Source organism: Helicobacter pylori (assembly GCF_002832345.1).
Classification (GTDB): domain Bacteria; phylum Campylobacterota; class Campylobacteria; order Campylobacterales; family Helicobacteraceae; genus Helicobacter; species Helicobacter pylori_CP.
Window position 1 is genome coordinate 1 of record NZ_PHLZ01000038.1, and the last position, 7,395, is coordinate 7,395.

A 7,395-nucleotide genomic window follows, 5' to 3' on the forward strand; every position below is an offset into this window, starting at 1 on the left:
CCCTACAACCCCCAACTAAATCCCCACAACCCCCTAAGGAGTGCTTTTTTGATTAAACAAGTTCTTTTATTATATTGATTGTAAAAAATGTTCTGAGCGTTTTTAAATTTTGTGATCAATATTTAATTAAAACAAAGCAAGAGAACGAAATGATATTGCGACTAAAATAAGATTAAAATAACAAGAAACCTAAAATACCTTACAAGTTTTGAAAATCCAATGAATGTTTGAAGCGAGAACTCATAACCCTAAAATCTAGGGTTATAAGCTTGATTTAATGGTGTTCTAAATAAGAAATCACGCTTAAGGCTGCCGTAGCGCCATCGCTTGCAGCACAAACCACTTGCTTAGGGGCAAAAATGCGAATATCTCCTGCCGCAAACAAGCCTTGAACATTCGTTTTCATGGAAAAATCCACGACTATAGAGCCGTATTCATCGCATTTGCATAGCATGGAGTTATCTTCTTGTTTCAACACAGCGTTATTCACATCATAACCCACAAAAATAAAAAACCCCGGCACAACCAATTCTCTTGTTTCATTAGTGGCTGTGTTTTTAATGCTTAAAGAAGATACGCCAGAAGCATCGCCCTTGATTTCTTCTACCACATAAGGGGTTAAAAACTCAATCTTATCGTTGTTTTTGGCATGCTCTAAAGTGATAGGTGCACACCTAAAACCATCTCTTCTGTGGATGAGATAGACTTTTTTGCAGATGTTGGCCAAATAAATCGCCTCTTCTACGGCGGTATCGCCTCCACCAAGCACCGCTACTTCTTTATTTTTGTAAAAGAAGCCATCGCATGTCGCACAAGTGCTAACGCCTTTACCCCAATATTCTGACTCGCCCTTGATGCCTGTGCGCTTAGGACTACCACCGGTAGCGATAATCACGCTCTTAGCTTCAAAAGTCTTGCCATCTTCTGCCAAAATAACAAAATGAGAGTCTTTTTTGGAAACCCTTTGAACAGCGGTCATCTCATGCTTTAAGCCAAAGCGGAAACACTGCTCTTGCCATGGTTGCATGAAATCCAACCCGCTCACCACTTCCTTAACGCCCGGATAGTTTTCAATCTCACTACTGCCAGTGATTTGCCCTCCAGGCATTCCTTTCTCAAATAAAACGGCGTTTTTAACACCGCCTCTAGTAGCATAAAGCCCCGCACTCAAACCCGCAGGACCACCTCCAATAATCGCGCAATCTATCATGGCTACTAGCCTAGAAGTTTGTTCAATTGCTCTTTTAAAGCGACTTTAGTTTGCACGCCCACCAACTGATGGACGACTTCGCCATCTTTTGTGAATAAAAGCGTAGGAATGCTTCTAATCCCAAATTTCGCGCTCAATTCTTCTTGCTCATCGGTATTGACTTTACAAATCTTGGCCTTACCTTCATATTCGCTAGCTAATTCATCAATCACAGGGGATAGCATCTTACAAGGCCCACACCATGGCGCCCAAAAATCCACTAACGCAACCCCTTTTTTAATGGTGCTTTCAAAATTTTCTTCAGTTAATTCAATATAGTGACTCATTGGTTACTCCTAAAATATATGATTTTGATTAACGAGAATTATATTAGCTTAAGAATGTTAATGAAAACGCATGGGTTTTGGATAAAAATCTAAAAAGTGATATTTTCTAAAAGCTCAAATTTACCATTTTTCACAATAAGAGCGTCAATGCAAAAATCGCTATTGGGATCTTTTTGGGACAAATAACAGCGGATCGTTTTGATCATCTTTCTTAATTTACTCGGCGTGATCGCATAAATGGGATCAAAATTTTCCCCGCTTTTGACTTCAATGAAATGCAAAACCCCTTTTTTCAAAGCGATAATATCAATTTCGCCAAATTGTGAAAAAAAGTTCCTCTCCACCATTTCAAAACCCAGCGTTTTTAAAAATCCGCAAGCTTCTTCTTCAGCCTTTAAGCCCTTTTCTCTGTGTTTGTTGTTTAAAAAACGCATTCAATTTTCCAAACGGATCATTTTAGGGGTATCCAACACGCTTTGTAGATTTTCAAGCTCTTTAAGGGCGTTTAACATAGACTTTTCGTTGGTGGTGTGCGTGGAAAATAAGATTTTAGCCTTGTTGGAATGCAAGATTTCTTTTTGCAAGACATTGTTGAGCGAAATATCATTTTGAGCTAAAATCGCGCTGATTTGAGAAAAAACCCCTTTTTCATCGCTCACTAACAAGCGCGCATAATAAGCGCATTGGATTTCTTCTTTAGGTTTTAGGGGGAGTTTTTGAGGGGTTTCAAAGCCTAGCATTAGAGAGCTTTTTTTCCTTGCGATTTCTATAATATCGCTAATGACTGCGCTTGCGGTAGGCTCTCCCCCAGCTCCAGCCCCATAATACAAAGTCTCGCCCACCTTATCCCCTATAACGCTGATAGCGTTCATCACCCCATCCACTTTAGAGAGCATGCATTCATTTTTAATCATGCTTGGATGCACCCTTAATTCAATGCAATCTGGGTGTTTTTTAGCGATGCCTAAAAGTTTAATGCTATAACCAAATTCTTTAGCAAACTCCATGTCGTCTGGCTCTATTTTTTCAATGCCTTCAATTAAAATTTCTTCTAATTTCGCATCAATGCCATAGGCTAAAGACGCTAAAATCAATAATTTGTGCGCCGCATCAATGCCCTTAATGTCAAATTCAGGGTTCAATTCCGCATAGCCTAAATGTTGCGCGTCTTTCAAGGCGTCCTTAAAGCTCGCTTGATTTTTAAACATCTGGCTTAAAATGTAATTGCTCGTGCCGTTTAAAATCCCTTTAAAAGAAAGGATGTGATTAGCGCTCAAGCCGTCTTTTAAAGCCTTGATAATGGGGATACCCCCACACACGCTCGCTTCAAAGCCTATGGGGGTGTTTTTAGCGGTTTGTTCTAATTCATAGCGGTGGTACGCTAACATGGCTTTATTGGCTGTAACGAAGGCTTTTTGTTTGGCTAAAGTTTTTTTAGCTAAAAGATAAGGCGCTTCCACCCCACCCATAAGCTCCACAATAATATCAATCTCTTTATCTTCTATCAAGCTTTCTAAATCATCACTGATTTCAAAAGCATAGCCTTTGTGCTTTTTCACGTCTCGCACCACCGCTTTTTTAATTTTAATTTCCACGCCGGCTCTGTCTTTGATGATTTCTTGATTTTCTTGTAAGATTTTAGCGACCGCGCTCCCCACACACCCTAAACCCACAAGCCCTATATTCAATCTTTTTTTCATGTTTTTTCCTTTAAATTCGTTTTTTTAAAACGGCGTTTTTTTCCTGCTCGCTCGCTTTTTCTATCGCTTCAAAACTCCCAAAATAATCCAACAATTTTTTCACGCTGGCTTCTCCTATGCCCTTTTCTTTTAAAAGAGCGATTTGTTTCATGTTTTTAAGTTTAGTGGATCTGTGGAAGTTTATCGCATACCGGTGGCTTTCATCGCGCAATTTTTGCACCCACTGCAAGCGTTTGTCGCTAGGGAGCAATTTAAAAGTATCGCTAGGCGTATGGATAATGTCTTTAGCGCCCCCTTTAGAGCGATAAGCCTTAGAATCCCTTTTTTCTTTAGAAATAGCGATCACTTCTACAAAACTCCCGCTGCTTTTTAAAATTTCTAAAGCGATGTTTAATTGCGCCCTCCCTCCATCAATCACCCACAAATTAGGCGGTGGCTCTTTAGCAAAGTCTAAAGCCCTTCTGGTGAGCAACTCGCTCATTTGAGCGTATTCGTTAGAGCCTTTTAAATGGTAGCGCCGATAAGAGTTTTTTTGGAATGCATTGTTTTCATACACGACCATTCCCCCCACGCATTGGCTGTTTGAATGGTGGCTTGTGTCAAAGATTTCCACCCTATAAGGCACGCACTCTAAATTAAAGAGCGATCGCACCTCTTCTAAAATCAGATCTTCATTAGAGGTTTTTTCTTGGCTAAAAATCTCTTGAGCGTTTTTCATAGCGATTTCTATTAAAGCGAGCTTGTCGCCTTTTTTAGGAATGCTAAGAGCGATTTTTTTAGAGTATTGATGAGAGATAAATTCTTGCAATTCTTTAAGCGTTTCATTAGAACAAGCGTTCAATAAAATCTGTTCTGGTATCAAAGGCAAATGCGATTGGTAATGGTTGATAATGGCTTGTTTCATCGCTTCATCAGTGTCAAACCCGTTGAGAGAGTGGATTTTTTCAAACGCTGAAGAAATGATTTTACCCCCACGCATAAACATTTTCACTAACACCGCCTTATTGCTTGCGCCATAAAAAGCGAAAATATCCAAATCGTAGAGTTTGGCCAAATCCATGCAAGTGAAAGGGGCGATTTTTTGGATTTTAGCTATCCTATCCCTGTAAATGAGGGCTTCTTCAAAACGCAAGTTACTAGAAAGGCGCTCCATTTTTAATTCAAGCTCTTTGATGAGTTTGTCTTTATTTTCAATCATTTCTAAACATTCTTTAGCGATTTTTAAATACTCTTCTTTAGTGATTTTATCCTCGCATGGGGCTTTACAACGCTCTATTTGATAAAACATGCATGCCTTTTTATCCTTGATGCAATTTTTCTTTTGAACCAACGGGAGCAATTCATACAAGCTGTCTAAAATATCCTTAGCCCCGCTCGTAAAAGGGCCAAAATATTTAACGCCAGGCTGTTTTAAAATTTTTCGTGTGATTAAAGGGATAGGGAAATCAGTGGAAAAATCCATGTAAATATAAGGGTAAGTTTTATCGTCTCTTAAAAGAATGTTGTATTTGGGCTTGAGCTGCTTGATTAAAGAGTTTTCTAAAATCAAAGCGTCTTGCTCATTTTCCACTAAAATGGTTTCTAAAAAAGCGATCTGTTTGACCATCATTTGGATTCGTAAGCTAGTGCGATAATTGGGCGTAATTTCATTATTACGGATGGAAAAATAGCTTTTGATGCGCTTTTTTAAATTTTTCGCCTTACCGATATAGAGCAATTGGCGGTTTTTATCAAAATATTGATACACGCCACTGCTGTTAGGAAGGTTTTTCAAACTGGACAATAAATCAGCCATTCATTCCTCAAAAAAACTGCGTTGGTAGTGGATCAAAGAACGCGCTTTTTCAAAACATTCATGTAAACGAGCGTCTTTAATGGGGTTATGGAACAACCCTAAAGCGCTAGGGCGAAAAAAACGGGCTTGTTTTTTAATGGGGGCATAAAAATTGGCTTTTTCTAAGGAATCTTTAGGCACATAACCTAAAATTTCTAACCCGTTCAACCCGTCAAACCCATAAGCATGCCCTTGCGCGTTTAAAAAATGGCTGATTTCTTTAGCGAATCGCTGGTTAAATTCCTTAGAAGCCCAAAGATCTTTAAACGCAAAAAGCAATTTAGAGTCTTTTATGAAGATAAAAAGCAAATTTTCTTGTAAACTTAAAGGCATAAAAACCTTAAGCTTTTTGAGTTTCAAAAGAGTTTCAAGCTTTTTATAAGACTTTTTTTGAATGAGTAAGGAGAAAATATTTTGTTCCATAAACTGATCTTAACATGCTTTTTAACGCTTGTAGCGCTAACGATTCAAGCTTGCGGCTATAAAGCCCCCCCATTCAATGAAAAACCCGCTAAAAAAACTTCAAACAGCTCTAATTCTTCTATGCAAACGCCCACCAACAACACCACGCCAGAATTTTTAAATCAGCCTTAAAATCATCGCTCTTATTTAAGGGCTTTGATTTCTAGGGTTTTTGTGGCTAACTTTTGCGCCTCGCTCTCATCATGCGTTACCATAATGAAAGTAGCGTGAGAATTTTGGTGTATCTCTTTGATGAGATCTTGCAAATTCTTACGATTTAAACTATCTAAAGCGCTAAAAGGCTCGTCTAATAAAATGAGTTCTGGCCTGTGGATAATCCCCCTAATAATGCCCACCCTTTGGGCTTGCCCCCCACTCAATTCATTAGGGAATTTATCCATAAGGCTCTCATCTAACTCCATTTTTAACGCTAAGGCTTTGGCCTCTTTTTGAGCGGCTTGTTTGTTTATGCCTTGTAAATTAAGGCAAAAGGTCATGTTTTGCATGGCGTTTAAATGAGAAAATAAGGAATTGCCTTGAGCGATATAGCCTATTTTTTGGCGTAAAAAAGCGTTGTTTGAAAGGGTCTCATTAAAGATTTTAACGCTCCCAAAACTGGGTTTTAAAAGCCCTAAAATCAAGCCTAAAAGCGTGCTTTTACCGCTCCCGCTTTCCCCTAAAACGCATAAAAAATCCCCTTTTTCAATGCTTAAATTAAAATCCTTAAAAACAGCGCGATTGTGGTAGTTAAAAGACACATTCTCTATTGTAACGATTTCTTTCATGCTTTATAACCCTAATCTTTCTAAAAAATCTTTAGCTACGATTTTAGGGCTTTTTTTCAACACTTCCACCTGATAGTTTAAATCCTGCATCATTTCATCGCTAATTTTTGAATCCAATTTTTCTAAGATTTTTAACGCTTCCGGATACTTTTTTAGAATTTCTTTTCTCATAACAATACCAGCCTGATAATTGGGAAAAAACCCTTTATCGTCCTTAAGCACCTTTAAATCCAGCTCTTTGATTTGAGCGTCTGTAGTGAAGACATCTAAAGTGTTGATCTTATGGGATTCAAAACTCTTATAGCGCAAATTAATATCCATTTCATGCAAACTTCTAAAATGAAAGCGATAAGCTTTGATTAAGCCCTTAAAAGCGTCCTCTCTTTCAAAAAAGTCAAACTCCGCTCCAAAATCAAAGTTCGGGCTATGAAAGGCTAAATCGCTGAAAGTTTCAATCGCGTATTTTTGAGCGTCTTCTTTAGAAATCGCTAAAGAATAGGTGTTATTAAAGCCCAAAAGCCCCACCCACAAAAGATTAAATTCCTTCTCATAACGCTTTTTAATCGTTTCAAAATCCACTTTTTGAGTCAAAGGGTTTTTGAGCGTGTTCACCCAAGCGGTGCCGGTATATTCCACATACAAATCAAAATCGCCCCTAATCAATGCCGGATGGATATTCATCGTCCCCCCACCAATGCCAAACGCTCGCTTGATGGGGATATGGTGTTTTTCTAACAAAAGGCTTAAAATCTCGCCCAAAATATACTGCTCGCTGCTAGGTTTTGTGGCCACGACTAAGGGCTTTTCTTCTGTAGCACTTCTAGGAATGAGCCATAAAGCACTCGCTAGCAATAAAAAAAGAAACACCGCTAAATTAACATAAACTCTTCTTTTTTGTTTTTGGGTGGCGTTTTGAGAAAATAGGCGTTGCAAGGCGTTTTCATGCTGAAACACGCTCACAAATTTATCCGCTAAAACGCTAAAAAGAGCAATAATCAAGCTGCCCGCCACTAAAAGCGCGCTATTTTGCGTGTTTAGCCCTCTAAAAATCGCCTGCCCCAAACCCCCAGCCCCAATG

At 38.8% G+C, this 7,395-nt stretch carries 8 protein-coding genes and 1 pseudogene; 1 reads left to right on the plus strand and 8 read right to left on the minus strand.

Going from position 1 to position 7,395, the window contains the following annotated elements:
• Positions 1-274: 274 nt before the first annotated feature.
• The 6 genes from trxB to CXY28_RS08305 all read right to left on the minus strand — a co-directional run bounded on the left by trxB (position 275) and on the right by CXY28_RS08305 (position 5,493).
• Positions 275-1,210, minus strand: a complete 936-nt coding sequence (trxB, locus tag CXY28_RS08280) for a thioredoxin-disulfide reductase (RefSeq protein ID WP_000564430.1) — start codon at positions 1,208-1,210, stop codon at positions 275-277.
• A 5-nt stretch (positions 1,211-1,215) separates the two neighbouring features.
• Positions 1,216-1,536, minus strand: coding sequence for a thioredoxin (gene trxA, locus CXY28_RS08285; protein ID WP_000020199.1), 321 nt, complete (start codon positions 1,534-1,536; stop codon positions 1,216-1,218).
• 89 nt (positions 1,537-1,625) lie between these two features.
• The gene (locus tag CXY28_RS08290) at positions 1,626-1,970 is read right to left on the minus strand and encodes a YraN family protein (RefSeq protein WP_001211720.1); all 345 of its coding nucleotides are present in this window, start codon (positions 1,968-1,970) and stop codon (positions 1,626-1,628) included.
• Positions 1,971-3,236 (minus strand): homoserine dehydrogenase, encoded by a 1,266-nt coding sequence (locus tag CXY28_RS08295; protein WP_039085014.1) that lies wholly within the window; start codon positions 3,234-3,236, stop codon positions 1,971-1,973.
• A gap of 10 nt (positions 3,237-3,246) precedes the next feature.
• Positions 3,247-5,031, minus strand: a complete 1,785-nt coding sequence (uvrC, locus tag CXY28_RS08300) for an excinuclease ABC subunit UvrC (protein WP_100980455.1) — start codon at positions 5,029-5,031, stop codon at positions 3,247-3,249.
• On the minus strand, positions 5,032-5,493 hold the full coding sequence (locus tag CXY28_RS08305) for a hypothetical protein (protein ID WP_100980457.1): 462 nt from the start codon (positions 5,491-5,493) through the stop codon (positions 5,032-5,034). It abuts the gene before it with no gap.
• Between CXY28_RS08305 and CXY28_RS08310 the strand changes: the two genes are divergently transcribed.
• Positions 5,485-5,664: a hypothetical protein gene (locus CXY28_RS08310; protein WP_001874585.1), complete on the plus strand. Its 180-nt coding sequence runs from the start codon at positions 5,485-5,487 to the stop codon at positions 5,662-5,664. The genes CXY28_RS08305 and CXY28_RS08310 overlap by 9 nt on opposite strands.
• 11 nt (positions 5,665-5,675) lie before the next feature.
• On the opposite strand, the gene egtV is transcribed toward CXY28_RS08310, so the two are convergent.
• Together egtV and egtU are read right to left on the minus strand one after the other, a co-directional pair.
• On the minus strand, positions 5,676-6,317 hold the full coding sequence (gene egtV / locus CXY28_RS08315; RefSeq protein WP_100980459.1) for an ergothioneine transport ATP-binding protein EgtV: 642 nt from the start codon (positions 6,315-6,317) through the stop codon (positions 5,676-5,678).
• A 3-nt stretch (positions 6,318-6,320) separates the two neighbouring features.
• Positions 6,321-7,395 (minus strand): annotated as a pseudogene (gene egtU, locus CXY28_RS08320) (ergothioneine transport permease/ergothioneine binding protein EgtU); the annotation flags it as partial.

Bases quoted from the DNA above. Each gene is read 5' to 3' on its own strand.
- trxB (WP_000564430.1), bottom strand. From the start codon at position 1,210: ATGATAGATTGCGCGATTATTGGAGGTGGTCCTGCGGGTTTGAGTGCG.
- trxA (WP_000020199.1), bottom strand. From the start codon at position 1,536: ATGAGTCACTATATTGAATTAACTGAAGAAAATTTTGAAAGCACCATT.
- CXY28_RS08290 (WP_001211720.1), bottom strand. From the start codon at position 1,970: ATGCGTTTTTTAAACAACAAACACAGAGAAAAGGGCTTAAAGGCTGAA.
- CXY28_RS08295 (WP_039085014.1), bottom strand. From the start codon at position 3,236: ATGAAAAAAAGATTGAATATAGGGCTTGTGGGTTTAGGGTGTGTGGGG.
- uvrC (WP_100980455.1), bottom strand. From the start codon at position 5,031: ATGGCTGATTTATTGTCCAGTTTGAAAAACCTTCCTAACAGCAGTGGC.
- CXY28_RS08305 (WP_100980457.1), bottom strand. From the start codon at position 5,493: ATGGAACAAAATATTTTCTCCTTACTCATTCAAAAAAAGTCTTATAAA.
- egtV (WP_100980459.1), bottom strand. From the start codon at position 6,317: ATGAAAGAAATCGTTACAATAGAGAATGTGTCTTTTAACTACCACAAT.